This window comes from Acidovorax temperans, from assembly GCF_006716905.1.
Classification (GTDB): domain Bacteria; phylum Pseudomonadota; class Gammaproteobacteria; order Burkholderiales; family Burkholderiaceae_C; genus Acidovorax; species Acidovorax temperans.
The window spans coordinates 1692029-1718268 of sequence record NZ_VFPV01000001.1 but is presented as its reverse complement, the minus strand read 5'-3'; the positions used below and the strand labels follow the sequence as shown (position 1 = coordinate 1718268).

The window sequence follows — 26240 nt, the reverse complement described above, 5'->3', positions numbered from 1 at the left end:
TAAACGGCCAGCATTGCCGTGCAGAACCAGCGGCTGGAAGCCCTGTACGCCGTGAGCGGCCTGGCGTCGGATGCGGCCAGCCTGACGGAGCTTGCCAATGCGTTTGTGCGCCATGCCCGAAAAGTGGCCGGGGCCGATGCGGTGGCCATGCGCTGGTCAGACGAAGCCAACGAACGCTATGTGTTGCTGGCCAATGACGGCCTGCCCCGGGCCATGGCGGAAGAAGAGCATTGCCTGCACACGGGCTCTTGCCATTGCGGACAGCCCCAGGAAAAGGCGCGCACCCGCGTCATCCCCATCACCCCCACATCCATGGTGGCGCTGCCCCATTGCCGCGAAGCCGGGTTTGAGACCATGGTGACCATTCCCGTGCAAATGCAGCAGCGCGTGCTGGGCGAGGTGGATCTGTTCTTCCGCTTCCCGGTGGTGTTGAACGATGATCTGCGGGAGTTGCTCGAAGCCATGACGCGCCACCTGGCCAGCGCCATGGAGGGCTTGCGTGCCACGGCGCTGGAGCGGGAAGCCGCCGTGGCGCAAGAGCGCAGCATGATCGCGCGTGAGCTGCACGACTCCATCGCCCAGTCGCTCGCCTTCCTCAAGATCCAGACCCAGCTGCTGCGCGATGCCGTGGCCAAGGGCGACACCGCCAAGCGTGACCGCAGCATCGACGAACTGGATGTAGGCGTGCGCGAGTGCTACAGCGATGTGCGCGAGTTGCTGGTGCACTTTCGCACCCGCACCAGCGAGGAGGACATCGAGGCTGCGCTGCGCGCCACGCTGTCGAAGTTTGAGCACCAGACCGGCATGGCCACGTCGCTGTCCATGGCCGGCCACGGCGTGCCCCTGCCGTCCGATGTGCAGATCCAGGTGCTGCACATGGTGCAGGAAGCCTTGTCGAATGTCCGCAAGCACGCCAAGGCGACGCGGGTGGAGCTGCGGGTGGAACGCCATCCGCGCTGGCGCTTTGAAGTCCAGGATGATGGCATGGGCTTTGAGGTAGAGCAGGTTCCGCCCGATTCCTTGCACGTAGGCCTGGGTATCATGCGCGAGCGCGCCCAGCGCATTGGCGCGGTGGTGCAGGTGCAGTCGCACCGCGGGCAGGGCACACGCGTGTGCATCGAGCTGCCCAGCAGCCCCAGGCCACCCGCACCAGCCAATGCTGCCGCAAGCCCGGCCCAGGCCGCGCCTGTGGCTGCCGCGCCCATCGCCCCCCATTCGCCCGCCCCCCTTCAGGAGCTATTGACGTGACCCAGCCCGCTGCCGCCGCCCCCGTGACCTTGCTGGTGGTGGACGATCACACCTTGTTCCGGCGTGGCCTGATCGCCCTGCTGGGGCAGGATGCCGGCCTGCAGGTGGTGGGTGAGGCAGGCGACGCCGCCGAGGCCTTGAGGCTGGTGCCCACCTTGCAACCCGATGTGATCTTGCTGGACAACCATCTGCCCGGCGTGATGGGGGTGGACGCCATTCGCGGCTTGCGTGAAGTGTCTCCACGCTCGCGCGTGCTGATGCTCACGGTGAGCGAAGACTCGCAAGACCTTGCTGCGGCGTTGCGCAACGGCGCCCAGGGGTATCTGCTCAAAACCATTGACGGCGATTTGCTGGCGCAGGCCATTCGCCGTGCCGCGCAGGGGGAGCCTGTGGTCAGCCAGGAACTCATGGGCAAGCTGGTGGCGGCCTTCCAGTCGCAAGGGGCGCCTTCGGCGGCCAGCGCCGCGCCTGTGCCGGAGGTGGCCGAAGCTTCTGGCAGCGCCGCGTCTGACAGTGGCACCCCTCTGTCCCCGCGCGAAGAAGAAGTGCTGCGCGAGATTGCGCGCGGTATGAGCAACAAGGAAATCGCACGGGTGCTGGACATCGCCGAGACCACGGTGAAGATCCATGTCCAGCACATCCTGCGCAAGCTCGGCCTGACCTCGCGCGTGCAGGCGGCGGTGTACGCATCTGACCGCCAGCGCGCGGAATAGCCACCACGCCCCACCCTCTCATTCCTTGGCGATGAGCCCCTGCGGGGGCTCTTTTCATTTCTGCTATCAAAAAAAGAGCTGGTGGCGCTTATCCATAGGCACTTTCAGACCATTTTTGCTTGAAATGCTGATATGCCACATCTTCGTCACGGTGGCGCTCTACAACCAGCGGTGCGGTCAGCCCCTTCGGCGGCGGGCGGGGTAGTAGTTCTTTCGAACGATGCGCTTGCACCCTGACTACTACCTCTGCCGCGCTGCACATGGTCTAGCGAAGGATGGGCAAAACCCTCGGTAACGCGGACGATACCTCCCATACGAAAGAGAGGAACAGCGCAATGGTTAACGAAACCCTGCCCCAGGGCGCAAGCCCCCAGCGCACGCGACAGGCTTGGTCGGTGCTCATCGTGAGCACCTTCGCCTTCACCGTCTGCTTCATGGTCTGGATGATGTTCGGTGTGATCGGCATCCCCATCAAGAAGATGCTGAACCTGAATTCCACGCAATTCGGTCTGCTCATGTCCATGCCCGTGCTCACCGGCTCGCTGGTGCGCGTGCCGTTGGGCATCTGGACGGACAAGTACGGCGGCCGCATCGTGATGGCCGCTGTGATGGCCGCCACCGTGCCCGCCATCTGGATGATGGGCTACGCCACCGAATACTGGCACTTCCTGACCATCGGCCTGTTCGTGGGTCTGGCGGGCGGCTCCTTCTCGGTGGGCACCCCTTACGTTGCCCGCTGGTTCCCCAAGAATCGCCAGGGCACGGCTATGGGTATTTATGGCGCAGGCAATTCGGGCGCGGCCGTCAACAAGTTTGTTGCGCCGGTCATTCTGGTGGCCTTCGGCTGGACCATGGTGCCCCAGGTGTACGCCGCCATCATGCTGGGCACGCTGGTGCTGTTCTGGCTGTTCAGCTACAGCGACCCTGCCCATCTGGTGCCCAGCAACGTCAAGTTCACCGACCAGCTCAAGGCGCTGAAGGACCCCAAGGTGCTCAAGTACTGCCAGTACTACAGCATCGTGTTCGGTGGCTATGTGGCCCTGTCGCTGTGGATGGTGCAGTACTACGTGGGAGAGTTTGGTCTGGATATCCGCGTGGCCGCCTTGCTGGCTGCCTGCTTCTCGTTGCCCGGCGGCGTGCTGCGCGCCATTGGCGGCATGCTGAGTGACAAGTACGGCGCCCACAGCGTGACTTGGTGGGTGATGTGGGTGAGTTGGATCTGCCTGTTCCTGCTGAGCTACCCACAGACCGATTTCACCATCGCCACCGTCAACGGCCCCAAGACCTTCCACATCGGCCTGAACGTGTACGTGTTCACCGGCATCATGTTCCTGCTGGGCATTTGCTGGGCGTTTGGCAAGGCCAGCGTGTTCAAGTACATCAGCGACGACTACCCCCAAAACATCGGAACCATCAGCGGCATCGTCGGCCTGGCCGGTGGCATGGGCGGGTTCGTGCTGCCCATCATGTTCGGTGCGCTGATGGACCTCACCGGCATCCGCTCCAGCGCTTTCATGCTGATGTACGGCGTGGTGTGGGTCTCGCTCATCTGGATGTACTTCACCGAAGTGCGTAACACCCGCGTGATGGGTGCGCAAGGTGCCGCGCAAGCCGGCAACCGCTGATTTTTTCGAAGGAAACCTCATCATGTCTGCCACCACCACCAGCGGGCGCCAAGGGCGTCTGCTCACCATCTGGGCACCGGAGGACAAGTCCTTCTGGGAGCGCGAGGGCGAAGCCATTGCCAAGCTCAACCTCTGGATCTCGGTGCCTGCGCTGTTTCTGGCCTTTGCCATCTGGCAGGTCTGGAGCGTCGTCGCCGTGAGCCTGCCGGGCCTCGGTTTCAAGTATTCGACCAACCAGCTGTTCTGGCTGGCGGCCGCGCCCGCGCTCTCTGGCGCTACCCTGCGCATCTTCTACTCGTTCATGGTGCCCCTGGTTGGTGGCCGCCGCTGGACGGCGATCTCCACCGCCTCGCTGCTGATTCCTGCCCTGGGCATCGGCTTTGCAGTGCAGGACAACACCACGGCCTACCCCACCATGCTCATCCTGGCGCTGCTGTGCGGCCTGGGCGGCGGCAACTTCAGCTCCAGCATGGCCAACATCAGCTTCTTCTTTCCGAAGGAGCGCAAGGGGTCGGCGCTGGGTGTGAATGCGGGCCTCGGTAACCTGGGCGTGTCGGTGGTGCAGTTCCTGAGCCCTCTGGTCGTCACGGCCGGCATCTTTGGAGTTTTGGGGGGTGAACCCCAGACCATCGTCAAGAACGGCCAAACCATGCAGGTGTGGACGCAGAACGCCGCCTTCATCTGGGTGCCATGGATTGCCCTCACGGCCCTGGCCGCCTGGTTTGGCATGAATGACATTGCCGACGCCAAGGCTTCGTTCGCTGCGCAGGCCGCCATCTTCAAGCGCAAGCACAACTGGCTGATGTGCGTGCTGTACCTGGGCACCTTCGGCTCGTTCATCGGCTATGCCGCAGGTTTTCCGCTGCTCATCAAGAGCCAGTTCCCCAACATCAACCCCCTGGCCTATGCCTGGCTGGGCCCGCTGGTGGGTGCGGTGATCCGCCCCTTTGGTGGCTGGCTGGCCGACAAGCTCGGCGGCGCGCGCGTCACGCTGTGGAACTTCATCGTCATGGCCATTGCCGTGGTGGGCGTCACGGTGTTCCTGCCATCGGGCAGCAACGAAGGCCAGTTTGGCGGCTTCTTCGTGTGCTTCCTGGTGCTGTTCCTCACCACCGGCATCGGAAATGGTTCGACCTTCCGCATGATCCCCGTCATCTTCCTGACCGAAGCCATGCGCGGTGTGGACAAGAACAACGCCGCTGCCGTGGCCCAGGCCAACAAGGAAGGCAACACCCTGGGCGCTGCCACGCTGGGCTTCACGGCTGCGATGGCTGCGTACGGCGGGTTCTTCATTCCCAAGAGCTACGGCAGCTCCATCGCGCTCACCGGCAGCCCCCATGCCGCGCTGTGGACCTTCTTCGCGTTCTATCTCGTGTGCATCGTGATTACCTGGTGGTACTACGGCCGCAAGAACGCCGAGATGCCTTGCTGAGCCGACCCACAGAACCGCACAGAACAGACAAGACAAGGAGCCCCCGATGAGCCATTTTCTCGATCGCCTCACGTACTTCTCGCAACCCCGCGAGACATTTGCACAAGGCCACGGCGAAACCAACGGTGAAGACCGCACCTGGGAAGACGCCTACCGCGACCGCTGGGCGCACGACAAGATCGTGCGCTCCACCCACGGTGTGAACTGCACGGGCTCTTGCTCGTGGAAGATCTACGTCAAGGGCGGCATCGTCACCTGGGAAACCCAGCAGACCGACTACCCACGCACCCGCCCCGACCTGCCCAACCACGAACCCCGTGGCTGCGCACGCGGCGCCAGCTACAGCTGGTACCTGTACAGCGCCAACCGCGTGAAGTACCCCATGGTGCGTGGCCGCCTGCTCAAGCACTGGCGCGCTGCCATTGCCCTGGCCAAGAGCCCGGTGGACGCCTGGGCCAGCATCGTCGAGAACAGCACTTCGCGCAGTGACTGGCAAAAGCAGCGCGGCCTGGGCGGCTTCGTGCGCAGCACCTGGGACGAAGTCAACCAGATGATCGCTGCAGCCAATGTGTACACGATCAAGAAGCATGGCCCCGACCGCATCATCGGCTTCTCGCCCATCCCTGCGATGTCGATGATTTCGTACGCAGCCGGTTCGCGCTACCTGAGCCTGATTGGCGGCGTGTGCATGAGCTTCTACGACTGGTATTGCGACCTGCCCCCCAGCAGCCCACAGACCTGGGGCGAGCAGACCGACGTGCCCGAGTCGGCCGACTGGTACAACAGCTCGTACATCATTGCCTGGGGCTCCAATGTGCCGCAAACGCGCACGCCCGACGCGCACTTCTTGACCGAGGTGCGCTACAAGGGCACCAAGGTCGTGTCCATCACGCCCGACTATTCCGAAGTGGCCAAGCTGGGTGACTTGTGGATGCACCCCAAGCAGGGCACCGATGCGGCCGTGGCCATGGCCATGGGCCATGTGATCCTGAAAGAGTTCTACTTCAAGGACGGTGGCAAGGGGCGGAGCAGCTACTTTGACGACTACGCCCGCCGCTACACCGACCTGCCACTGTTGGTGGTGCTCAAGGAAAAGACGCTGCCCGACGGTCGCAAGGCCATGGTGCCTGACCGCTACGTGCGCGCCAGCGACTTCCCCAACAAGCTCGACCAGTCGAACAACCCCGACTGGAAGACCGTGGGCTATGACGAGCTGGGCCAGGTCACGCTGCCCAACGGCTCCATCGGCTTCCGTTGGGGTACGGACGGCCGCCCCGACCAGGGCCTGTGGAACCTGGAGAACAAGGATGCCCGCACGGGCAACACCGTCAAGCTCAAGCTGTCGGTGATCGAAGACGGCGAGCAGCCCCACGACGTGGCTGACGTGGCCTTCCCTTACTTTGGCGGCGTGCATGCCCCCAACTTCACCGCCAACGACCAGGGCGGTGACGTGATGGTGCGCCGCGTGCCCGTGAGCCATCTGGAGCTGGATGGCCATGAAGTCCAGGGCCGTGTGATGGTGGCTACCGTGTTCGACCTGCTGGCAGCCAACTACGGCATCGACCGTGGCCTGCCCGGTGAAGAGCCCGGCGGTAGCTACGACGCAGACCGCCCCTTCACCCCTGCATGGCAAGAAAAGATCACCGGTGTGCCGCGCGAGCAGATCATCACCGTGGCCCGCCAGTTTGCCGACAATGCCCACAAGACGCATGGCAAGTCCATGGTCATCATCGGCGCGGCCATGAACCACTGGTACCACAGTGACATGAACTACCGCGGCATCATCAACATGCTGATGCTGTGCGGCTGTATTGGCCAGAGCGGTGGTGGCTGGGCGCACTATGTGGGCCAGGAAAAGCTGCGCCCCCAAACCGGCTGGACTGCCCTGGCGTTTGCGCTGGACTGGATCCGCCCACCCCGCCAGATGAACAGCACCAGCTTCTTCTACGCGCACACCGACCAGTGGCGCTACGAAAAGCTGGGCATGGAAGAAATCCTCTCGCCGCTGGCCGACGCCCGCGCCTACCACGGTGCGCAGATCGACTACAACGTGCGCGCCGAGCGCATGGGCTGGCTGCCTTCCGCTCCCCAGCTCAAGACCAACCCCATGCAGGTGGCCAAGGACGCTGCTGCGGCGGGCATGGACGCGAAGGACTACGTCGTCAAGTCGCTCAAGGATGGCAGCCTGACCATGAGCTGCGAGGACCCAGACCACCCAGACAACTGGCCGCGCAACATGTTCGTGTGGCGCTCCAACATCCTGGGCTCGTCGGGCAAGGGGCATGAGTACTTCCTCAAGCACCTGCTGGGCACCACGCACGGCGTGCAGGGCAAAGATTTGGGCAAAGACGAAGCCAAGCCCGAAGAAGTGCAGTGGCACGCCAATGCGCCTGAAGGCAAGCTGGACCTGCTGGTCACGCTGGACTTCCGTATGAGCACGACCTGTTTGTATTCCGACATCGTGCTGCCCACGGCCACCTGGTACGAGAAGAACGACCTCAACACCAGCGACATGCACCCCTTCATCCACCCGCTGTCCACCGCGGTGGATCCAGCCTGGCAGGCCAAGAGCGACTGGGAGATCTACAAGGGTTTCGCCAAGGCCGTGAGCGAGGTCAGCGTGGGCCACCTGGGCGTGGAAAAAGACGTGGTGCTCACCCCCATCATGCACGACACGGCTGGCGAAATGGCCCAGCCCTACGGCGTGAGCGACTGGAAGAAGGGCGAGTGCGAACTCATCCCCGGCAAGACTGCGCCGCAGATCACGGTGGTCGAGCGCGACTACCCGAACCTGTACAAGCGCTTCACGGCCCTGGGCCCATTGATGGACAAGGTGGGCAACGGCGGCAAGGGCATTGGCTGGAACACGCAGACTGAAGTCGGCCAGCTGGGCGACCTCAACGGCCGCGTGAAGGAAGAGGGCGTGACCAAGGGCATGCCCCGCATCGTGACCGACATCGACGCCACCGAAGTGGTGATGATGCTGGCGCCTGAAACCAACGGCCACGTGGCCTGCAAGGCCTGGGAGGCCCTGGGCAAGCAGACGGGCCGTGACCACGTGCACCTGGCACTGCACCGCGAGGACGAGAAGATCCGCTTCCGCGACATCCAGGCGCAGCCGCGCAAGATCATCAGCTCGCCCACCTGGTCGGGGCTGGAGAGCGAAAAGGTCAGCTACAACGCCGGCTACACCAACGTGCACGAGTACATCCCATGGCGCACCCTCACCGGTCGTCAGCAGTTCTACCAGGACCACCCCTGGATGCGCGACTTCGGCGAAGGCTTTGTCAGCTATCGCCCACCCGTGCACCTCAAGACGCTGGAAGAAGTCGAAGGCAAGAAGCCCAATGGCAACCGCGAGATTGCGCTGAACTTCATCACGCCGCACCAGAAGTGGGGCATCCACAGCACGTACAGCGACAACCTGATGATGCTGACGCTGAACCGCGGTGGCTCGGTGGTGTGGCTGAGCGAAGACGACGCCAAGAGCGCTGGCATCGTGGACAACGACTGGGTGGAGCTGTTCAACGCCAACGGCGCCATTGCGGCCCGTGCGGTGGTGAGCCAGCGTGTGAACCCCGGCATGGTGATGATGTACCACTCGCAAGAGAAGATCATCAACACCCCCGGCTCCGAGATCACCGGCACCCGTGGCGGCATCCACAACTCGGTCACGCGCATCGTGCTCAAGCCCACCCACATGATTGGTGGCTACGCACAGTACAGCTACGGCTTCAACTACTACGGAACCATTGGCACCAACCGCGACGAGTTTGTGCTGGTGCGCAAGATGGACCGCGTGGACTGGCTGGACGACGAAGTGTCTGACACCGGCGCACACGCCTGAGCCCGCAAGGAGAAAACACGATGAAAATTCGCGCACAAATCGGCATGGTGCTGAATCTGGACAAGTGCATTGGCTGCCACACCTGTTCCGTCACCTGCAAAAACGTCTGGACCAGCCGCCCCGGCATGGAATACGCCTGGTTCAACAACGTGGAAAGCAAGCCCGGCATTGGTTACCCCAAGGAATGGGAAAACCAGGACCGCTGGAACGGCGGCTGGGTGCGTAACCCTGACGGCTCCATCGCCCCCCGCCAGGGCGGCAAGTGGAAGCTGCTCATGCGCATCTTTGCCAACCCCAACCTGCCGCAGATCGACGACTACTACGAGCCCTTCACGTTCGACTACGACCACCTGCAGTCGGCGCCTGAAAGCAAGGCCGCGCCCACCGCGCGCCCACGCAGCCTCATCACCGGCAAGCGCATGGAGAAGATCGAGTGGGGCCCGAACTGGGAAGAAATCCTGGGCGGCGAGTTCAGCAAGCGCAGCAAGGACAAGAACTTCGACGATGTCCAGAAGGACATCTACGGCCAGTTCGAAAACACCTTCATGATGTACCTGCCGCGCCTGTGCGAGCACTGCCTGAACCCTGCCTGCGTGGCGTCGTGCCCCAGCGGCTCGATCTACAAGCGCGAGGAAGACGGCATCGTGCTGATCGACCAGGACAAGTGCCGCGGCTGGCGCATGTGCGTGAGCGGCTGCCCCTACAAGAAGATCTACTACAACTGGCAATCGGGCAAGGCCGAGAAGTGCATCTTCTGCTACCCCCGCATTGAGGCGGGCCAGCCCACCGTGTGCTCGGAAACCTGCGTGGGCCGCATCCGCTACCTGGGCGTGCTGCTGTACGACGCAGACCGTATTCAGGAAGCTGCCAGCGTGGAACGCGACCGCGATCTGTACCAGGCCCAGCTCGACATCTTCCTGGACCCTAATGATCCAGACGTCATCAAGCAGGCCCGCATTGACGGCATTCCCGACAGCTGGATGGAAGCCGCCCGCAACAGCCCGGTCTACAAGATGGCTGTGCAGTGGAAGGTGGCCCTGCCACTGCACCCCGAGTACCGCACGCTGCCCATGGTCTGGTACGTGCCACCCCTGTCGCCCATCACGGCCGCAGCCAACGCGGGCCATGTGGGTGTGAATGGCGACATTCCAGACGTCTCGCAGCTGCGCATTCCGGTGCAGTACCTGGCCAACCTGCTCACCGCTGGCGACACCGGCCCCGTGGTACGAGCCCTGGAACGCATGCTGGCCATGCGCACCTACCAGCGCGACAAGCACGTCGAGCAACGCCAGAACCTGGCCGTACTGCAGCAGGCGGGCTTGTCGATGGCCGAGGTGGAGGAGATGTACCACGTGATGGCGATTGCCAATTACGAAGACCGCTTCGTGATTCCGACTGCCCACCGCGAGTACGCCGAAAACGCATTCGACATCCGTGGCGGCTGCGGCTTCTCGTTTGGCAACGGCTGCTCCGATGGTGCGACCGAAGTCAGCATGTTTGGCGGCAAGAAGCCACGCACTATCCCGATCAAGGCCACGGTATGAAACACCCCCTGAGTCGCTTCGCGCCTTCCCCCTCAAGGGGGACGACGGCCTTTGCTGCGGGGCGGCCCTTGCTGGCCGTCCTCGCGATACCGCTGAGCCGGTTTTGCAGGTCGCGGACATTGTCCAGCGCCGTAGAGCACTGAAAGGAACCACCATGTTCAAGAAGAACCCGACCTCTTTGCGACTGACGCTGCGCGCACTGGGCTACCTGCTGAGCTACCCCGATGCACAGCTGCGCAGCGTGATGCCTCAGCTCGTCGATGCCCTGCGCTCCGAAGGCGCCTTGACCAGTGAGCGCATGTCTGAAATCGAAGCCGTGTGCCAGCACCTGGCGGCGCTCGACCCCCTGGAAGTCGAAGCCCGCTATGTGGACAACTTCGACCGGGGTCGCCAGACCTCGCTGCACCTGTTTGAGCATGTGCATGGCGACTCGCGCGACCGTGGCCCGGCGCTCATCGATCTGATGCAGACCTACGAAAAGGCGGGCCTGCAGTTCAACGCCGACGAGCTGCCCGATCACCTGCCCGTGGTGCTCGAGTTTGCCTCTACCCAGCCGCCCGAAGTGGCCAAGGAATTCCTGGGCGAAATGGCCCACATCCTCAATGCGCTGTTCAGTGCGCTGGTGGCTCGCAACAGCCCGTACGCCAGCGTGATTGCCGCCGTGCTCGAAGTCTCGGGCCAGCGCGTGCAATCGGTGGCGCTGACCCCCGAGCCCGACATGGACGAGGTCTGGGCCGAGCCCGAAGCGTTTGGGGGTTGCAGCACCCAGGGTCAGTCCAAGCCTGACCAGCCGCAACCCATGCATTTTGTTCGTACCCCCCGCGCCGAGCGGGCACCAGAAGGAGTCTCCGTATGACCGCCTGGCTTGATACCCTGTTGTTTGGCATCTATCCCTATATTTGCCTGGCCGTGTTCTTCATTGGCAGCTGGGCGCGGTTTGACCGCGACCAATACACCTGGAAGAGCGACTCCTCGCAGCTGCTGCGCACCGGCAGCCTGCGTTGGGGCAGCAACCTGTTCCACATCGGCGTGCTGTTCCTGTTCTTCGGGCACACCTTCGGCATGTTGACGCCCCACGTGGTGTACGAGCATTTCATCAGCGCTGGCAACAAGCAGCTGATGGCCATGGTCTCCGGCGGTATCGCTGGCGTGCTCGCCTTTGTGGGCGTGACCATCCTGCTGCACCGCCGCCTTTCAGACCCACGCATTCGCGCCACCTCCAAGACCAGTGACATCGTTCTGCTGTTCCTGCTGTGGCTGCAACTGGCGCTGGGCCTGGCCACCATTCCGCTGTCTGCGCAGCACCTGGATGGTTCCATGATGATGAAGCTGGCCGAGTGGAGCCAGCGCATCGTGACCTTCCGCAGCGGTGGCGTGGAGCTGCTGGCTGATGCGGGCTGGATCTTCAAGACCCACATGTTCCTGGGCATGAGCATCTTCCTGATCTTCCCGTTCACCCGTCTGGTGCACGTGTGGAGCGGCTTTGGCACGCTGGCCTATGTGCTGCGCCCCTACCAGGTGGTGCGTGCACGCCGCATGAACCTGCCCGCAGGCCATATGCAGTCGCAAGACCGCCGCGCCTGAAACCCACGATACCCAAGGAGCACACACCATGAGCGGATGTGGAACCGGGAGCTGCGGCTGCAGCTCCACAGAAAGCAGCCAGGCGAGCGCGCCCGCCAGCACGCTGACACCAACGCAGGCTGCGGCCTATGAGGCTCTGGCGGCATCCATGGTCGATGCCCCTGTGCAGTCGGCGCCTTCATCCGCGCCCAGTGCCGGGGCTGCCCCTGTGGCTCGCGTCAACGGCGTGCCGTTGAACACGCCCAGCGAATGGCTGGACGAGGAAACGCTGCGCCAGCGCGCCTGCACTGAATTGCTGCGCCAGGCGGCGCAGCAGGCAGGCTTGCTGTCTGCCCACGATGCTCCGGGCGTCGAAGGTGCCACCAGTGCGGAAGCATCGAATGCCATTGAGCAATTGCTCGACCGCGAGCTGAACATCCCCGAACCCTCGCTAGAGGCTTGCCGCCGGTACCACGAGGCCCATCCCGCCGCCCACGCGCAAGGCGAACGCGCCCATCTGCGCCACGTGCTCTTTGCCGTCACGCCAGGCGTGGACGTGAAGCAGCTGCGTCTGCGGGCCGAAGCCCTGTTGATCGAGCTGCGCTGTGCTGATGATGGTGGCGCCAAGTTCGCGCAAGCGGCTGCTCAGTGGTCCAACTGCCCCAGTGGCCAGCAAGGCGGTGACCTGGGCTGGCTCACGCGGGCCGACTGTGCCCCCGAATTTGCCCGCGAAGTCTTTGGCGGAGCCGAAGTGGGCGTGCTGGCACGCCTGGTGCACAGCCGCTTTGGCCTGCATGTGGTGGAAGTGGTAGCCCGCGATCCAGGCCAGCAGCCTTCCTTTGAGGAAGTGCGCCAGGCCATTGCCCTGACCTTGCGCCAGCAAGCCTGGGTGAACGCTTTGCGCCAGTACCTGCAGTTGCTGGCTGGTGCAGCCACGGTGGAAGGGGTGATGCTGGACGCGGCCGACACGCCGCTGGTGCAGTAAGCCCTGGCACCTTTGCGGATGACACCATGCCTGATGAACTGCTAGACCGCCTGCGTCGTTTTCACAACGATGCTTTTCCGCAGTACCGCGAGCAGTTCCAGAACCTGGTGGATGAGGGCCAACACCCCACCACCTTGTTCATCGGCTGTTCGGACTCGCGCCTAGTGCCCTATCTGCTGACGGGTGCCGGGCCGGGGGAGCTGTTTCTTGTGCGTAACGTCGGTGCCTTTGTGCCACCGTACGACGGCTCGCATGGCCACCACGGCACTACAGCCGCCATCGAATTTGCCGTGCTCAACCTGCAGGTGCGCCGCATCATCGTGTGCGGCCACAGTCACTGTGGGGCTATCAAGGCGATGTATGGTGAGGTGTCGCCCGAGGCCCCCAACCTCAACCGTTGGCTGGATCTGGGGCGCGAGGCCTTGCTGCCGGTGCAGCCAGGCCCCGAGGCCCTGCGCCGCACAGAACAGCGGGCCGTGGTGCTCCAGCTGGAACGGCTGATGGAGTACCCCATGGTTCGCAGTCGCGTGCAGTCGGGGCAGATCAGCCTGCACGGCTGGCATTTCGTGATTGAAGATGGGGAAGTCCACGTTTTTGATGTGCAGACGGGCGGTTTTGTGCCCGCATCGCGTGCCGACAACAGCGGCACCGGGCCCTACCACCCCTATGTGGAGCATGACGGCCAGGTGCTGCTGGACTAGCCTTTGCCGCCCTGGCGTGTTGCCAGGGTGGTGGGGCGTTGCTTTTACCCCTTCTTGATGGAGCGCAAGGCCGCCGCCAAGGGAACCTTGAATCATTCCGAGCCATGAAGCGCGAAACTCCCCCCTCCCTTACCCCCTCCATCTCCCCCCTGCAGCCCATCAGCCTGGATGTGCTGCGCGAGAAATACCTCAAACCCGGCGAGAGCAGCGTCGAAGACCTGTACAGCCGCGTGGCCCGTGCCCTGGCCTCTGTCGAGGCCCCGGCCCTGCGTGAAAAATACGAAGCCCTGTTCCTGGCCAACCTGCATGCGGGTGCCATCGGCGCCGGTCGCATCATGAGTGCAGCGGGCACAGACATCCAGGCCACGCTCATCAACTGCTTTGTGCAGCCCGTGGGTGACTGCATTCAGGGCGTGGACGAAGAAGGCTACCCCGGCATTTACGAAGCCCTGCGCGAAGCGGCCGAAACCATGCGGCGCGGTGGCGGCGTGGGCTATGACTTCTCGCGCATCCGCCCACGCGGCGCTGAAGTCAAAGGCACCCACTCCATGGCGTCGGGGCCCTGCAGCTACATCAATGTGTTCGACCAGTCCTGCTCCACGGTCGAAAGCGCGGGCTCGCGCCGTGGCGCGCAGATGGGCGTGCTGCGCATCGACCACCCCGATGTGAAGGAGTTCATCACCGCCAAGCGCACGCCTGGCCGCTGGAACAACTTCAACGTGTCGGTGGGCGTGTCCGATGCGTTCATCGAAGCCGTTCAGGCCGATGCCCCGTGGGAGCTGGTTCACCGCGCGCGGCCGGGCGCGGCCCTGCAGGCGCAAGGCGCCCACCAGCGCGCTGATGGGCTGTGGGTGTACGCGACCGTGCCTGCGCGCGAGTTGTGGGACACGATCATGAAGTCGGCCTACGACTTTGCGGAGCCCGGCATTTTGTTCCTGGGCCGCATCAACGAGGACAACAACCTCCACTACTGCGAAGACATCGCCGCCACCAACCCCTGTGGCGAACAGCCTCTGCCATCGTACGGCTGCTGCGACCTGGGGCCCATCATCCTGACGCGCTTTGTGCGCAATCCTTTCGGGCGGGGTGGTGCCGCAGCGTTTGACTTTGAAGCGTTTGAGCAGGCCGTGGCCTTGCAAGTGCGTGCGCTGGATAACGTGCTGGACGTCACCTTCTGGCCCCTGCCGCAGCAGCGCGACGAGGCCATGGCCAAGCGCCGCATTGGTGTGGGCTTTACCGGTATGGGCAACACGCTGGCCATGCTGCAACTGCGCTACAACGCACCCGAAGGCCGCGCCATGGCCGCCCGCATCGCCGAGCGCATGCGCGACGCGGCATACGAGGCGTCGGTGGCACTGGCCCAGGAAAAGGGTGCCTTCCCCAAATTCAATGCAGATGGCTACCTGGCCCCTGGCACCTTTGCCAGCCGCTTGCCCGCTGCGTTGCAAAAGAGCATCCGCAAGCATGGCATTCGCAACAGCCACCTGCTGTCCATCGCGCCCACCGGCACGGTGAGCCTGGCCTTTGCTGACAATGCCTCCAACGGCATCGAGCCACCGTTTTCGTGGATGTACAAGCGCAAGAAGCGCGAGGCCGACGGCAGCACCAGCGAATACGCGGTCGAAGACCATGCTTGGCGGGTGTACCGGGATGGAGGCGGTGATGTGAACGCGCTGCCCGACTACTTTGTGTCGGCCCTGGCCATGTCGGCCCAGGACCACATCGCCATGATGGAAGCCGTGCAGCCCTTCGTGGACACGGCCATTTCCAAGACGGTGAACATCCCGGCCGACTATCCGTACGAAGACTTCAAGGACCTGTACCTGCAGGCCTGGCGCGCACGGCTCAAAGGCCTGGCCACCTACCGGCCCAACGCCATCCTGGGCTCTGTGCTGGAAGTGAGCACGCCCGCCCCGGCACCTGCCACTGCGGCAGCGGCACCTGCGCCCGCAACGCCCGTGGTGGACCCCATGCGCACCGTGATTGAAAGCCGCCCCAAGGGCGGGCTCTCGGCCGTGGCCGAGAAGGTCGAATACTGGACGCAGGAAGGCCACAAGACGCTGTACATCATCGTCTCGTTCCTGCCCGTGCCCACAGGCGTGGGCAACCACACGGTGGACCGCGCCATCGAATTCTTCATGCCCGTGGGGCAGAGTGGCGAGTCGCAGCAGTGGATCACCTCCAGCATGCGGCTGCTGTCGCTCGCAGCGCGCGGCGGCTTTCTGGAGCGCGCTCTTTCGGACATGCGCAAGGTGGCGTGGGACCGCGGCCCTGTGCGCCTGGGCACGCACCAGCGCGCCGATGGCGCCATGGTGCCCATGTGGCACGACTCGGAAGTGGCTGCCATCGCCTTTGCCGTGCAAAACATTCTGGCCCGCCGCGTGGCCGAGCCGCAGCAGCAGTCGCTGCCGCTGGACGAGCCTGAAGCGCCCGCTGGCATGCCGCCCGCGATGGCAGGCAAGAAGTGCAGTGAATGCGGCGCGCACGCCGTGATCCGCAAGGACGGCTGCGACTACTGCACGCAATGCGGCCACCTGGGTAGCTGCGGATGAATGCCCCTCGCCCCACCATCCCGCTGAAGGTCGCGTCAGGCAAGCCCTCCAAAGAAGCGCTGGCGCAGCTGGACAAGCACTGGCGCGTGCAGTACCTCATGCTGGCCCCCCACCGGCTGAGCTTCTTCCTGGCCATGGTGGTGCTGGTGGCGTCTGCGCTGTGGTGGGGCGCTGTGCAGGTGGACCGCGCCACAGGCTGGCTGGGCCTGCCCTATGCCTCGGGCTACGCTGTCTCTCCCACCCTGGTGCATTCGGCGGTGATGGTGCTCGGCTTCATTCCGCTGTATTTCGCCGGCTTCCTGTTCACTGCTGGCCCCAAGTGGCTGGGGGTAGATCCACTGCCCGTTTCTGCCGTGCGGCCCCCGCTGTTTCTGCAAGCCCTTGGGTGGCTGCTGTGGCTCGCCGGTGCGCATTTGCATGCCGCTTTGGCACTGGTTGGCCTGGGCCTGGCGTGCGCCGGGCTCGCGTGGATGACGGTGCAGTTCTGGGGCCGAGTGCGGCTGAGCCAGGCGGAAGACCAGCTCCATGCCCGCGTGATCGGCTTTGCCTGCGTGCTGGGCACCTTGAGCGCGGCGGGCGTTTGGGTGGCCATGCTGCTGCAGGCCCATGCACTGGCCCGGGTGTGGGTGTTTTGCGCCCTGTGGGGCTTTGTGGTGGTGGTCTACGTCACGGTGGCGCACCGCATGATTCCTTTCTTCACCTCCAGCGCCATGCCGCTGGTGCAGGCCTGGCGCCCGTTCTGGGTGCTCTGGCTCATGCTGGCCGCAGCGACCATGCAGGTGCTGGCTGCGTGGCTGGAGTGGGGCGGCATTGCCGCCAGCCCGGCCGGGCCCGCATGGGCGGTGGTGCACGGCACGCTGCAGGTGCTGGTGGGCGGTGTTCTGGTGTGGCTGGCGTGGGTGTGGGGTCTGGTGCAAAGCCTCAAGAACAAGCTGTTGGCCATGCTGCACATTGGATTTTTGTGGCTGGGAATCGCCTTCTTGCTGGGTGGCCTCGCGCAGTGGCTGGCGGTGGGGCTGGGCCTTGGCAGCCTGGGCCTGGGCGCGCTCCATGCGTTGTCGATGGGCTGCTTGGCGTCGCTGATGCTGGCCATGGTCACGCGGGTGTCGTGTGGCCACGGCGGGCGGGCTCTGGTGGCCGACCGCATCGTGTGGTCGCTGTTCTGCCTGCTGCAGCTGGCCACCTTGCTGCGCATTGCAGCCACCTTGCCAGTGTGGCCGGCTGGAGCGTTGCCTTGGTTGCTGCTGGCCAGCGCCAGCGTGTGGCTCATCACCATGGGGGTGTGGGGCGGGCGGCTGGCTCGCTGGTATGGCCGCTTGCGCCCCGATGGGCGCCCCGGCTGAACCCTGGACGAAAGGACTTCCTCATGTCTGTCATCCCTTGGCCCTTGGATCCCGTGCGCGGCGGTGGCCGCCGCAGCACCGGGGCACTCAAACATGCCATGATCGAACACATGCCCAGTGCCGATGACACCGCCGGTCTTGCAGCGGCGTTGATCCAGTCCCGCCAGACCATCTTGCCCAAGCGCCTGGGGGCGCCGGGCCCCAATGTGGCCGAGCTGGCCGCCATCCTGCAGGCGGCCGCCCATGCGCCCGACCACGGCCAGCTCACGCCCTGGCGCTTTGTGCTGGTGCCCGACACCTCGCGCACGCTGCTGGCCGATGTGTTTGCCGAGGCCCTGCTGGAGCGCGACCCCGGCGCCGCCCCTGAACAGGTGGAGCAGGCGCGCGAAAAGGCCTACCGTTCCCCCGTGTTGCTGCTGGCCATCGTGGATGGCGAGCGGGGCGATGCCGACATTGAGCTGGCCGAGCGCATGGTGTCGGCCGGCTGCGCCATTCAAAACATGCTGCTCATGGCCACCGCCCAGGGGTACGGCTCGGCGCTGACCAGCGGCAAGGCCCTGAAGGCTTCGAGCCTGCGGGCGCTGTTCCGGCTGGCGCCAGGCGAGCAGGCGCTGTGCTTTGTGAGCATTGGCACCGTGGTGTCCCGCAAGGGCGCGCGGCTGCGGCCCACAGCCAGCAGTTACGTGAGCACACTGGACGAACACCGGGGCATACTGCCCGGCTTCTAAGAACCTTATATGGACGCCCCGAATAAGCCAAGCCCTCACTCACTGCTGCCAAGAAGGTAAAGATTGCACCCGTATATCCGGACTTGTTGTGGCGCGAGCCACGGTCCCTGATGGGAATCGCTGGTGGAGGTCCTATCGGTTCAACGCACTCCAAGTGCCACGTTCTTATCGGATTTCATCCACCACGGTCTGACCTGTCTTGCCATCACTTCATGATTGCTTGAGCAATCGGTTGGTTTTCTCCCGCTCCTCGTTCTTGTCGTGCCGGCGCTAGTTGCTCAGACCGACTCTCGTACGTAGCCCGGCTCGTAGCTCCTGTCATGCGCGAGCAACGCCCACACGATGCGGGCATTCTTGTTGGCCAGCGCCACCGCCGCTACGTTCTTGTTGCGCCGCTGCAGCACACCATTGAGCCAGCCACACTGCGCGCTGCCCTGGCCTTGGTGCTGGTCTTTTTTCTGGGCGTGATAGATCACCGAGCGCGCTCCGTGAATCAGCAAGGTGCGCAAATACGTGTCGCCCCGTTTGCTGATACCCAGCAGGTTTTGTTTGCCCCCGCTGGAGTGTTGGCGTGGCACCAGCCCTAGCCAGGCTGCCACCTGCCTGCCATCCTTGAAGTTCTTTGCATCCCCCAGAGATGCCACCAATGCGCAGGCCGTGATGGGGCCAATGCCGGGGATCTGCCCGAGTTTGCGACTCAAGTCGCTTTGGCGGTGCCAGGCCACGATTTGTGCCTCCAGCTCCTGCACCTGGCAGTCAAGCTCCTTGAGGTGCTCGAGCAGACGTTGTATCAACAGTCTAAACACGCCGGGCAACTCGTTGGCTGCATCCTCAATGAGCATTGGCACCCGTTGGGTAATGTGGCCTATGCCTTGGGGAACGATCACCCCAAACTCGGCCAGCAGGCCCCGGATCTGGTTGGCCTGTGCAGTGCGGGCCTTGACAAAGCCCTGGCGCACCCGGTGCAGGGCCAGCACGCCTTGCTGCTCCACGTTCTTGATCGGTACGAAGCGCATGCTCGGGCGGGTGACGGCTTCGCAGATGGCAGCCGCATCGGCTGCATCGTTCTTGTTGGTCTTGACGTAGGGCTTGACGAACTGGGGTGCCATCAGGCGCACGGTGTGGCCCATGCCCTGAAGCTTGCGCGCCCAGTGGTGGGCGCTGCCGCAGGCTTCCATGCCAATCAGGCAGGGCGGCAGGTTCACGAAGAAGGCAGCCATCTGTTCGCGCTTGAGCGGCTTGTTGAACACGGCTTTGCCGTGCTCATCCACGCCGTGGACCTGGAACACATTCTTGGCCAAATCGATGCCAATGGTTGTAATCTTCATGGTGGACGCTCCTGCTCGTTGAGGTGGAAAAACTGACATCTCCACTGTGGCACTTTCGATGCCGTTTAGGGTGGGGGCGTCCATCCCATTGGTTCAAAGTCTTTTTGGAGATTCCATTGGAGTGCAATCGGGATGAGTGGATACAACGGATGCGCCGCATGGGCTCATGCCCATGCAGGCAGCCGGAGCGTTCAATCGCCCGATTTCACTCCAACCCTGCGGGCAAGTGGCTTGCCGGGCGGTCTGCGTTGTTGCACCGCTTGCCAATAGCACGGGCCACCTTGGATGAATGTGGGCCGCGCGCTGCGCCTAGCAGCCCATCCCCGCAAGACACTTGTGTAACTCCAAAAAGACTTTGAACAGGTTCTAACCCATTGATTGATCGCACTTCAAAAGACTACCCATGGACATCTCCAGCTTTGACGATTTGCTGCACGCCGCGCGGCTGCAACCCGAGCCCCAGCGCCTGCTGTTTGTGTTTGTCGGAGTGGAGCTGCCCGATGACGCCACCCCTGCCCAGCGCGCGCGCTTCGAGCAAGGGCAGGGCGGTGCGCTGGTGCCCCTGATGTGTGTGGACAAGACCCCACAGGAGCTGCCATCGTTTGCCGCCCTGGTGGCCGAAGCGCAGCAGTTCACCGCCCCTGGGCATGACTGGGTGATGGTGTTCGCTGCCGCCATGTCGGGCACGCTCAACCAGGCCCCCACCAGTGCGGACGCCGAAGCCCCGCTGCAACGCATGGTCGATGCGATCAAGCGCGGCGCCATCGAGGCCTTCATTCCGTTTGACCGCCAAGGGCACCCCGTGCGCCTGGGCTGAGTCAGGTCGCGGCATTCATCAGACGACCTGCCACTCCACCTGTTCACCCACATGACCACGTCCGCCGGCTTGCCCGGATTCAACACCCCCGCCGTAGGGTTCGAGCAGCCCTTCGCGATGCTGGAGGCTTGCCACGAGCGCGTTGAGCGCACCCTGACCCTGCTGTCGCGGCTGCGCTCTTACCTGCGTGAGCAGGCGGTGGACGATGCCGCCCGCCAGGCGGCCCGCGACGTGCTGCGTTACTTCGACATCGCTGCGCCCTTGCACCATGAAGACGAAGAACTGCACGTCTTTCCGCTGCTGCTGGAGCGGGGCGCACCGTCGGTCGTGGCGCTGGTGCGGCAGCTGCAACAAGACCATGTGCACATGGCGGCCGATTGGGCCGCCGCCCGGTGCGCTCTGGCGGCTCTCGCCGACGGCAGCGCTGCGGGCCTGAGTGCTGAGGACGAAGCGCTGCTCGAGCAGTTTGCCCAGCGCTACGGCCAGCACATCCAGACAGAAGAAGGCACCGCCTACCCCAGCGCACAGGCCCTTCTGGGCGAGGGCGACCTGCGCACCATGGGGCTGGAGATGGCGGGCCGCCGCCGCGCTTCGTAAATAATTGCTACTGAATTGATAGCTGGTAGCGCTTTCTTTATAAGCGCTGGAGGCACTTTTGGCTTCAAACAGGCCGTCCACACTCCTTCTTAGGGTGGACGGCTTCGGTTGGCAAGACTGCCTCGCCACCGGCCCCGGCAGCGCGATACTCGGCAGCTTGCTCTTTTCTGCGCTCTTCTTGTCCCCGATGTCTGCGAAATTTCTGCTCCGCGTTGCGGGCACCCTGCTGCTGGCCTGGGCCGCTGCGGCTGCCTGTGTGGCGCTGCACACCCCACTGCCCTGGATGCTGGGTCCCCTGGTTGCCACGTCCGTGCTGTCCATGGCCGGTGCGCCCACCGAAAGCTGGGGGCCGCTGCGCAATGGCGGGCAGTGGGCGATTGGCGCCGCGCTGGGCCTGTACTTCACGCCCGAGGTGTCGGCGCTCGTGGGCAGCCTGTGGTGGGCCATCGTGCTGGGCATTGGGTGGGCGCTGCTGCTGGGCTGGGGCTTTGGCGCGTGGCTCTACCGCCTGCATGCGCCGCGCATGCACGGGGTGCCCGCTTCGATGCTGCGGTCCACCAGCTACTTCGCGGGGGCGATTGGGGCCGCGTCTGAGATGACCCTGCTTTCTGAGCGAGAGAACGCCCGCACCGATCTGGTAGCCGCCAGCCACAGCCTGCGCCTGCTCATCGTCACCATCACCATTCCATTTGCCCTGCAGTGGAGCGGCCTGCAGGGGCTGGACATTTTGATCCCCACCGTCCGCGACGTGAGCTGGCCAGGCCTGGCGCTGCTGGCCTTGCTGACCGGGGCGGGTGCTTTGGTGATGGACCGCCTGGGCCGCGCCAACCCGTGGTTCATGGGGGCGATGCTGGTGTCCATGGCGGTCACCATGGCGGGGTTGCATCTGTCGGCAGTGCCCCAAGCGGTGGTCAATGCCGCGCAGCTCGTGATCGGCGTGAGTCTGGGCGTGCGCTTTCGCGCGGAATTTCTGCACACGGCGCCGCGCTGGCTGGCGTCAGTGGCCGTAGGCACGTTCGGCTTGATGGGGATTTGCGCAGCGTTTGCCGCCGTACTGGCGTGGGCCACGGGGCTGCCGTGGGTCACGCTGCTGCTGGGCACCTCCCCCGGCGGCATCACCGAGATGGCCATCACGGCCAAGGTGCTTCAGCTCGGCGTGCCCGTGGTCACCGCGTTTCAGGTGTGCCGGCTGATTGCCGTGCTGATGCTGGTGGGGCGGATGTTCCGCAGGATCTACCCGCCAACCGAGGGTGGTTCTGCAATCTGAAAAAAGAACCGCCCTCTTTGACACTGGCGCGCGGTCGTCGCGCAGGACGACAAGCAAGGGCCGCCCCGCAGCAAGGTCGTCGTCCCCCTTGGGGGAAGGCGCGCAGCGCCTCAGGGGGGATTCAATGAACCACCACCGGGTTTTGTGCCAGGCCAGCGTACCGGTCCAGCGCGTCTTCCACTTCTTCCTGCGTGGGCGTGTCGCGCTGCCAGGCCAGGATTTGCTGCTGGAACATCTCGGCCCAGGAGCCATCCAGGTACACCTCTTTGCCCGAGCGCTTGTCCACGATTTCAAAGCCGTGGCGCGCCAGTTGGGGGCGGGGTGGCGCTGTGTCGTTGAGCGCCTGGGTTGATGTCTCCACGGCGTCGGGCAGCATGTGGAGCACCACAAAGGATTCAGAGTCGTAGAGCATTTGCATGGTGTTACCCCAGTCGATACCCAGATCAGATTGCAGCGGTTGCGCAGAGTTCAAGGGGGATGCCCCTGAACCTTCTTCCTGGGTCGCAATCAGTATTTCACGAATTCCGCAGGTGCGCGGCCTGGCAGGGCTTTTTTGCAGGGGTGGCGCGCGGGCGCAACAGGCCTTTGAGCAGATTCTCGCAACAGGCTCTCAGGGCGGGCCGCTGCTGCGCAGGCGCAGGTCGGCAAAGTCGCCATTGGCCTGGGTGATCTTGATGCGCACGGGCAGGTAGCCCATGTCCGGGGCCAGCCACAGCTCGGCCTTCTGGTCGTAGTCGCGCCGGGGCAGGCGCTGCAGCTTGAGGGTGGGCAGCGTGCCTGCGGGCAGGTTCAGGGTTTCGGTGGCTTCCACGGTGAAGGTCCAGCGGTCGGCGCCGGTGGCGCTCACGGTGGTCAGCGTCAACTGGGTGCCGGGCACAAAGCGGTCGGGCGTGGCGGCCAGAAGGCCGGCCAGCTGGATGAAAACGCTCAGGCGGTCTTGTGCGCCAGGGCCAATGGCTGCTTCGGGCGTGTTGGCGCTGAAGGTGACGCGGCCGCGCTGGTAGTCGAAATGGGCGGCGCGCTCGCTCCGGTTGCGGTCGCCAAAGCGCTCGGGCTGCAGGCCCTGCGCCGTCACCAGGCCGGTGCTGCGCTGGGTGCGTGAGCCCACCAAGAATGCGCTCACTTCCTGCCGCGCCTCGTAGCGGGCGCCATCGTGCTGCCACACCAGCTCTGCCCGGGCCTGGTAGTCAAACTTTTTGGCTTGCCCCGCCACGTCAAACGCCAGCTTGATGGGCGCAGGCAGGCGCACGGGGGGCGCGGAAGTGCTGGTGCCTTGCCCAGGGGGGCCGCCCGGTGGGGTGATGTCTACGCCCGAGCCATCGGCCACGGGCGAGGGGGGCGGGGCGCTGGCCGCCGCCGCTGGTGCCGCAGCCACCGCTGCGGAAGCCTCTGGCGCAGGCGCTTCGGCAGCGGAAGCGGTGGCGCTGTCCGTCCCCTGTTCTGTGTTGCCCGTCGGCTCGACCACCGCTGGTTCTGCGATGGCCACTTCGGCGGGCTCACTCGGTGCGGGCGCTGGCTCTGTGACTGCAGGGCGCGCGGGCGCTGCCTTGCGCGGTTTGGCGGGCTTGGGCGGTTTGGCGGGCTGGGGCGGTTTGGCGGGCTGGGGCGGCGCAGCCGCAGGTGGCGCGGCGGCAGGGCTGGGTGATGGCGCGGGGGCTGCCGCTACCGCAGGCGGCTGCACGGCCACGCTGCGGGTGGTGAACACCTTGCCTGCTGGCGCAGCCGAGCCGTCCCACGCCAGGGGCACGCCTTGCAGCACCAGCCAGTGAACGGCCAGCACCAAGGCGGTCAGGATCCACAGGGTGCGCCGTGGCATCAGCGGGCCCTGGCAGTGCAACAGGCCTGGTGGCAGGCGCAGCGGCTCATGCGCTGCCTGCGCCCAGATCGGTGGAAAGCTGGGCGGCGGCAGCGCGCAGCGGCACCTCGATGGCGCCACCCCATTCCGGGTCGAACGTGGCCACCGAGCCCAGTGTGGTGATGCCCAGCGCCAGATGGCCGCCCGCATCAAACACCGGGGCGCAGAAGGCGACGATGCCTGGCAGCAGCGTGTCCACCACCCGGGCCATGCCGCGCTCGCGCACATCGGCCAGCACATCCTGCGCCTGCTCCAGCGTGGCGGGCAGGTCGGTGCGCCGCAGCTTGGCGGCCTGGGCCAGCTCTTGCTGCAGCAGGGGCGCCACGGCTTCGGGCGGCATGTAGGCAGCAAAGCAGCGCCCGGTGGCGGAAGACAGCAGCGGCATCACGTCGCCCAGGCGCAGGTTGGCCGTGACGGCCTGGGGCGATTCCTCCCAGTGCACGATGGTGGGGCCATGGTTGCCCCACACCGCCAGCGCCAGGGTGTGGCCGATCTGCTCCATCCAGCCGGGCACGCGCTCGCGCGCCAGGCGCATGGCATCGAGCCGCGCCAGTGATGCCAGCCCCAGCTTGAGCGCGGCGGGGCCCAGGTCGTAGCGCGCGGTGCGCGCGTCTTGCGTGACCAGCCCCAGGCGCTGAAAGCTCACCAGGTAGCGGTGGGCTTTGGCAGCGCTCATGCCGGCGGCAGCGGCCACATCTTTGAGCATGAGCGGCCCGCGCGCGCGCGTCAGACCTTCCAGCAATGCAAACCCGACTTCCACCGACTGGATGCCTGCGCGTTCTTTGTCCATGTGCACTAGAATTTGCGAGTTTTGTTTAGTTAAATCAATTTACCAAATCGTAATTTGGCCAGGGCTTCCAGCCATTCGGTTTGGTGCCTTGCCACTCTGAGAGACAAAGGTCCCCGCCACCATGAAACTCGCTACGTACAAAGACGGCTCGCGCGACGGCCAGCTGGTTGTGGTCTCCCGTGATCTGGGAACAGCCCATTATGCGACCGGCATTGCCAGCAAGCTGCAGCAGGTGCTGGACGACTGGAGTTTCCTCTCGCCCCAGTTGCAAGACCTGTACGACCAGCTCAACAGCGGTCGTGCGCGCCACCCCTTCCCGTTCGATCCGGCCCAGTGCATGGCCCCGCTGCCCCGCGCTTACCAGTGGGCCGATGGCTCGGCGTACATCAACCACGTCGAACTGGTGCGAAAAGCGCGCAACTCCGAAGTGCCCGAGAGTTTTTACACCGACCCGCTCATGTACCAGGGTGGCAGCGACGACTTCATCGGCCCTTGCGACCCCGTGGTGGTGCCCAGCGAGTCCATGGGCATCGACTTTGAGGCCGAGATCGCCGTCATCACCGGCGACGTAAAGATGGGCGCCACGCCTGAGCAGGCGCTCGAAGGCATCCGCCTGGTGATGATTGCCAACGACGTGAGCCTGCGCAACCTGATTCCGGCCGAGCTGGCCAAGGGCTTTGGCTTCTTCCAGAGCAAGCCCGCCACCGCGTTCAGCCCCGTGGCCGTGACACTGGACGAGCTGGGCGACGCCTGGGACAAGGGCCGCGTCAACCTCACCGTGCAGTCCACCTGGAACGGCCGCAAGGTTGGCATGTGCGACGCCGGGCCCGAGATGACCTTCCACTTCGGCCAGCTCATTGCCCACATTGCCAAGACGCGCAACGTGCGCGCTGGCTCCATCGTGGGCAGCGGCACCGTCAGCAACAAGGGCGTGGAGCAGAACGGCCGCATGGAATGGCCCAAGGGCTACAGCTGCATTGCCGAAAAGCGCTGCATCGAAACCATCCAGGACGGCAAGCCCACCACCGAGTTCATGAAGTTTGGCGACACCATCCGCATCGAGGTCAAGGGCAAGGATGGCGCCAGCATCTTCGGCGCCATCGACCAGGAAATTGCCGCACCCGGCGCTGCAACCTAAGGTTTGAAGCCAAAAGTGCCTGATTAGCTACTTACCTCAGAAACGCGCAGCAGACTCCAAGGCAGCGGCCCAGTAGTCACCAATGCCTTCAACAGCACCTAGCTGGCGTTGGTTCTGCTCAGTCTGAGATATGTCGCTAATCAGGAAAAAGAGCTTCCAGCGCTTGT

At 64.6% G+C, this 26240-nt stretch carries 20 protein-coding genes and 1 pseudogene; 17 read left to right on the top strand and 4 right to left on the bottom strand.

What is annotated here, in order from left to right; genetic code table 11:
- The 13 genes and pseudogenes from BDD18_RS08190 to BDD18_RS08130 form a co-directional block, all read left to right on the top strand.
- A pseudogene (locus tag BDD18_RS08190) lies at positions 1-1248 on the top strand (GAF domain-containing sensor histidine kinase); the annotation flags it as partial.
- Positions 1245-1961, top strand: a complete 717-nt coding sequence (locus BDD18_RS08185) for a response regulator (protein ID WP_142082429.1) — start codon at positions 1245-1247, stop codon at positions 1959-1961. The pseudogene BDD18_RS08190 and the gene BDD18_RS08185, both read left to right, overlap by 4 nt.
- 335 nt (positions 1962-2296) lie before the next feature.
- Complete coding sequence (locus tag BDD18_RS08180; protein WP_142082427.1) at positions 2297-3586, top strand: MFS transporter; 1290 nt, start codon at positions 2297-2299, stop codon at positions 3584-3586.
- 22 nt (positions 3587-3608) lie between these two features.
- Positions 3609-5018, top strand: coding sequence for a NarK family nitrate/nitrite MFS transporter (locus tag BDD18_RS08175; protein ID WP_066697704.1), 1410 nt, complete (start codon positions 3609-3611; stop codon positions 5016-5018).
- A 46-nt stretch (positions 5019-5064) separates the two neighbouring features.
- The gene (locus BDD18_RS08170) at positions 5065-8865 is read left to right on the top strand and encodes a nitrate reductase subunit alpha (protein WP_142082425.1); all 3801 of its coding nucleotides are present in this window, start codon (positions 5065-5067) and stop codon (positions 8863-8865) included.
- Between the two features lie 20 nt (positions 8866-8885).
- On the top strand, positions 8886-10409 hold the full coding sequence (gene narH, locus BDD18_RS08165) for a nitrate reductase subunit beta (protein ID WP_044397305.1): 1524 nt from the start codon (positions 8886-8888) through the stop codon (positions 10407-10409).
- 154 nt (positions 10410-10563) lie between these two features.
- A complete protein-coding gene (gene narJ / locus BDD18_RS08160) occupies positions 10564-11265 on the top strand; it encodes a nitrate reductase molybdenum cofactor assembly chaperone (protein WP_066786213.1) in 702 nt (233 codons plus the stop codon).
- Positions 11262-11993 carry a respiratory nitrate reductase subunit gamma gene (gene narI, locus BDD18_RS08155; protein ID WP_066690174.1) on the top strand — a complete coding sequence of 244 codons (732 nt, stop codon included), beginning with the start codon at positions 11262-11264 and terminating at the stop codon, positions 11991-11993. The genes narJ and narI overlap by 4 nt, the downstream gene beginning before the upstream one ends.
- Before the next feature lie 28 nt (positions 11994-12021).
- Positions 12022-12957: a peptidylprolyl isomerase gene (locus BDD18_RS08150; RefSeq protein ID WP_211360698.1), complete on the top strand. Its 936-nt coding sequence runs from the start codon at positions 12022-12024 to the stop codon at positions 12955-12957.
- Between the two features lie 26 nt (positions 12958-12983).
- The gene (locus BDD18_RS08145; RefSeq protein ID WP_142082423.1) at positions 12984-13658 is read left to right on the top strand and encodes a carbonic anhydrase; all 675 of its coding nucleotides are present in this window, start codon (positions 12984-12986) and stop codon (positions 13656-13658) included.
- 104 nt (positions 13659-13762) lie between these two features.
- Positions 13763-16210, top strand: a complete 2448-nt coding sequence (locus BDD18_RS08140) for an adenosylcobalamin-dependent ribonucleoside-diphosphate reductase (protein WP_142082421.1) — start codon at positions 13763-13765, stop codon at positions 16208-16210.
- Complete coding sequence (locus BDD18_RS08135; protein WP_142082419.1) at positions 16207-17553, top strand: NnrS family protein; 1347 nt, start codon at positions 16207-16209, stop codon at positions 17551-17553. The genes BDD18_RS08140 and BDD18_RS08135 overlap by 4 nt, the downstream gene beginning before the upstream one ends.
- 23 nt (positions 17554-17576) lie before the next feature.
- Complete coding sequence (locus BDD18_RS08130; RefSeq protein ID WP_142082417.1) at positions 17577-18281, top strand: nitroreductase family protein; 705 nt, start codon at positions 17577-17579, stop codon at positions 18279-18281.
- A 278-nt stretch (positions 18282-18559) separates the two neighbouring features.
- Here BDD18_RS08130 and BDD18_RS08125 read toward each other — a convergent pair whose 3' ends face one another.
- Entirely contained in the window at positions 18560-19609 is a 1050-nt protein-coding gene (locus BDD18_RS08125) for an IS110 family RNA-guided transposase (RefSeq protein ID WP_027814485.1), read from the bottom strand.
- A gap of 403 nt (positions 19610-20012) precedes the next feature.
- Between BDD18_RS08125 and BDD18_RS08115 the strand changes: the two genes are divergently transcribed.
- The 3 genes from BDD18_RS08115 (at position 20013) to BDD18_RS08105 (ending at position 22290) form a co-directional block, all read left to right on the top strand.
- Complete coding sequence (locus BDD18_RS08115; protein ID WP_066699184.1) at positions 20013-20426, top strand: ribonucleotide reductase subunit alpha; 414 nt, start codon at positions 20013-20015, stop codon at positions 20424-20426.
- A gap of 51 nt (positions 20427-20477) precedes the next feature.
- Positions 20478-21023, top strand: coding sequence for a hemerythrin domain-containing protein (locus tag BDD18_RS08110; RefSeq protein WP_142082414.1), 546 nt, complete (start codon positions 20478-20480; stop codon positions 21021-21023).
- Positions 21024-21210: 187 nt separating this feature from the next.
- Positions 21211-22290, top strand: a complete 1080-nt coding sequence (locus BDD18_RS08105) for an AbrB family transcriptional regulator (RefSeq protein WP_142082412.1) — start codon at positions 21211-21213, stop codon at positions 22288-22290.
- Positions 22291-22411: 121 nt separating this feature from the next.
- Here BDD18_RS08105 and BDD18_RS08100 read toward each other — a convergent pair whose 3' ends face one another.
- From BDD18_RS08100 to BDD18_RS08090, 3 genes are all read right to left on the bottom strand, one after another.
- Positions 22412-22708, bottom strand: coding sequence for a BTH_I0359 family protein (locus tag BDD18_RS08100; protein WP_066699186.1), 297 nt, complete (start codon positions 22706-22708; stop codon positions 22412-22414).
- Positions 22709-22900: 192 nt separating this feature from the next.
- The gene (locus tag BDD18_RS08095; RefSeq protein ID WP_142082409.1) at positions 22901-24106 is read right to left on the bottom strand and encodes a DUF3108 domain-containing protein; all 1206 of its coding nucleotides are present in this window, start codon (positions 24104-24106) and stop codon (positions 22901-22903) included.
- A gap of 46 nt (positions 24107-24152) precedes the next feature.
- On the bottom strand, positions 24153-24935 hold the full coding sequence (locus BDD18_RS08090) for an IclR family transcriptional regulator (protein WP_066693290.1): 783 nt from the start codon (positions 24933-24935) through the stop codon (positions 24153-24155).
- A gap of 121 nt (positions 24936-25056) precedes the next feature.
- Here BDD18_RS08090 and BDD18_RS08085 point away from each other — a divergent pair, with 121 nt between their 5' ends.
- Positions 25057-26073 carry a fumarylacetoacetate hydrolase family protein gene (locus tag BDD18_RS08085; RefSeq protein ID WP_066693293.1) on the top strand — a complete coding sequence of 339 codons (1017 nt, stop codon included), beginning with the start codon at positions 25057-25059 and terminating at the stop codon, positions 26071-26073.
- Positions 26074-26240: the final 167 nt, after the last annotated feature.

Coding starts and splice junctions, on each gene's coding strand:
- BDD18_RS08090 (WP_066693290.1), bottom strand. CDS start 24,935: ATGGACAAAGAACGCGCAGGCATCCAGTCGGTGGAAGTCGGGTTTGCA.
- BDD18_RS08140 (WP_142082421.1), top strand. CDS start 13,763: ATGAAGCGCGAAACTCCCCCCTCCCTTACCCCCTCCATCTCCCCCCTG.
- BDD18_RS08135 (WP_142082419.1), top strand. CDS start 16,207: ATGAATGCCCCTCGCCCCACCATCCCGCTGAAGGTCGCGTCAGGCAAG.
- BDD18_RS08150 (WP_211360698.1), top strand. CDS start 12,022: ATGAGCGGATGTGGAACCGGGAGCTGCGGCTGCAGCTCCACAGAAAGC.
- BDD18_RS08110 (WP_142082414.1), top strand. CDS start 20,478: ATGACCACGTCCGCCGGCTTGCCCGGATTCAACACCCCCGCCGTAGGG.
- BDD18_RS08180 (WP_142082427.1), top strand. CDS start 2,297: ATGGTTAACGAAACCCTGCCCCAGGGCGCAAGCCCCCAGCGCACGCGA.
- narI (WP_066690174.1), top strand. CDS start 11,262: ATGACCGCCTGGCTTGATACCCTGTTGTTTGGCATCTATCCCTATATT.
- BDD18_RS08145 (WP_142082423.1), top strand. CDS start 12,984: ATGCCTGATGAACTGCTAGACCGCCTGCGTCGTTTTCACAACGATGCT.
- BDD18_RS08100 (WP_066699186.1), bottom strand. CDS start 22,708: ATGCAAATGCTCTACGACTCTGAATCCTTTGTGGTGCTCCACATGCTG.
- BDD18_RS08105 (WP_142082412.1), top strand. CDS start 21,211: ATGTCTGCGAAATTTCTGCTCCGCGTTGCGGGCACCCTGCTGCTGGCC.
- BDD18_RS08095 (WP_142082409.1), bottom strand. CDS start 24,106: ATGCCACGGCGCACCCTGTGGATCCTGACCGCCTTGGTGCTGGCCGTT.
- BDD18_RS08175 (WP_066697704.1), top strand. CDS start 3,609: ATGTCTGCCACCACCACCAGCGGGCGCCAAGGGCGTCTGCTCACCATC.
- BDD18_RS08115 (WP_066699184.1), top strand. CDS start 20,013: ATGGACATCTCCAGCTTTGACGATTTGCTGCACGCCGCGCGGCTGCAA.
- narH (WP_044397305.1), top strand. CDS start 8,886: ATGAAAATTCGCGCACAAATCGGCATGGTGCTGAATCTGGACAAGTGC.
- BDD18_RS08085 (WP_066693293.1), top strand. CDS start 25,057: ATGAAACTCGCTACGTACAAAGACGGCTCGCGCGACGGCCAGCTGGTT.
- BDD18_RS08170 (WP_142082425.1), top strand. CDS start 5,065: ATGAGCCATTTTCTCGATCGCCTCACGTACTTCTCGCAACCCCGCGAG.
- BDD18_RS08125 (WP_027814485.1), bottom strand. CDS start 19,609: ATGAAGATTACAACCATTGGCATCGATTTGGCCAAGAATGTGTTCCAG.
- narJ (WP_066786213.1), top strand. CDS start 10,564: ATGTTCAAGAAGAACCCGACCTCTTTGCGACTGACGCTGCGCGCACTG.
- BDD18_RS08130 (WP_142082417.1), top strand. CDS start 17,577: ATGTCTGTCATCCCTTGGCCCTTGGATCCCGTGCGCGGCGGTGGCCGC.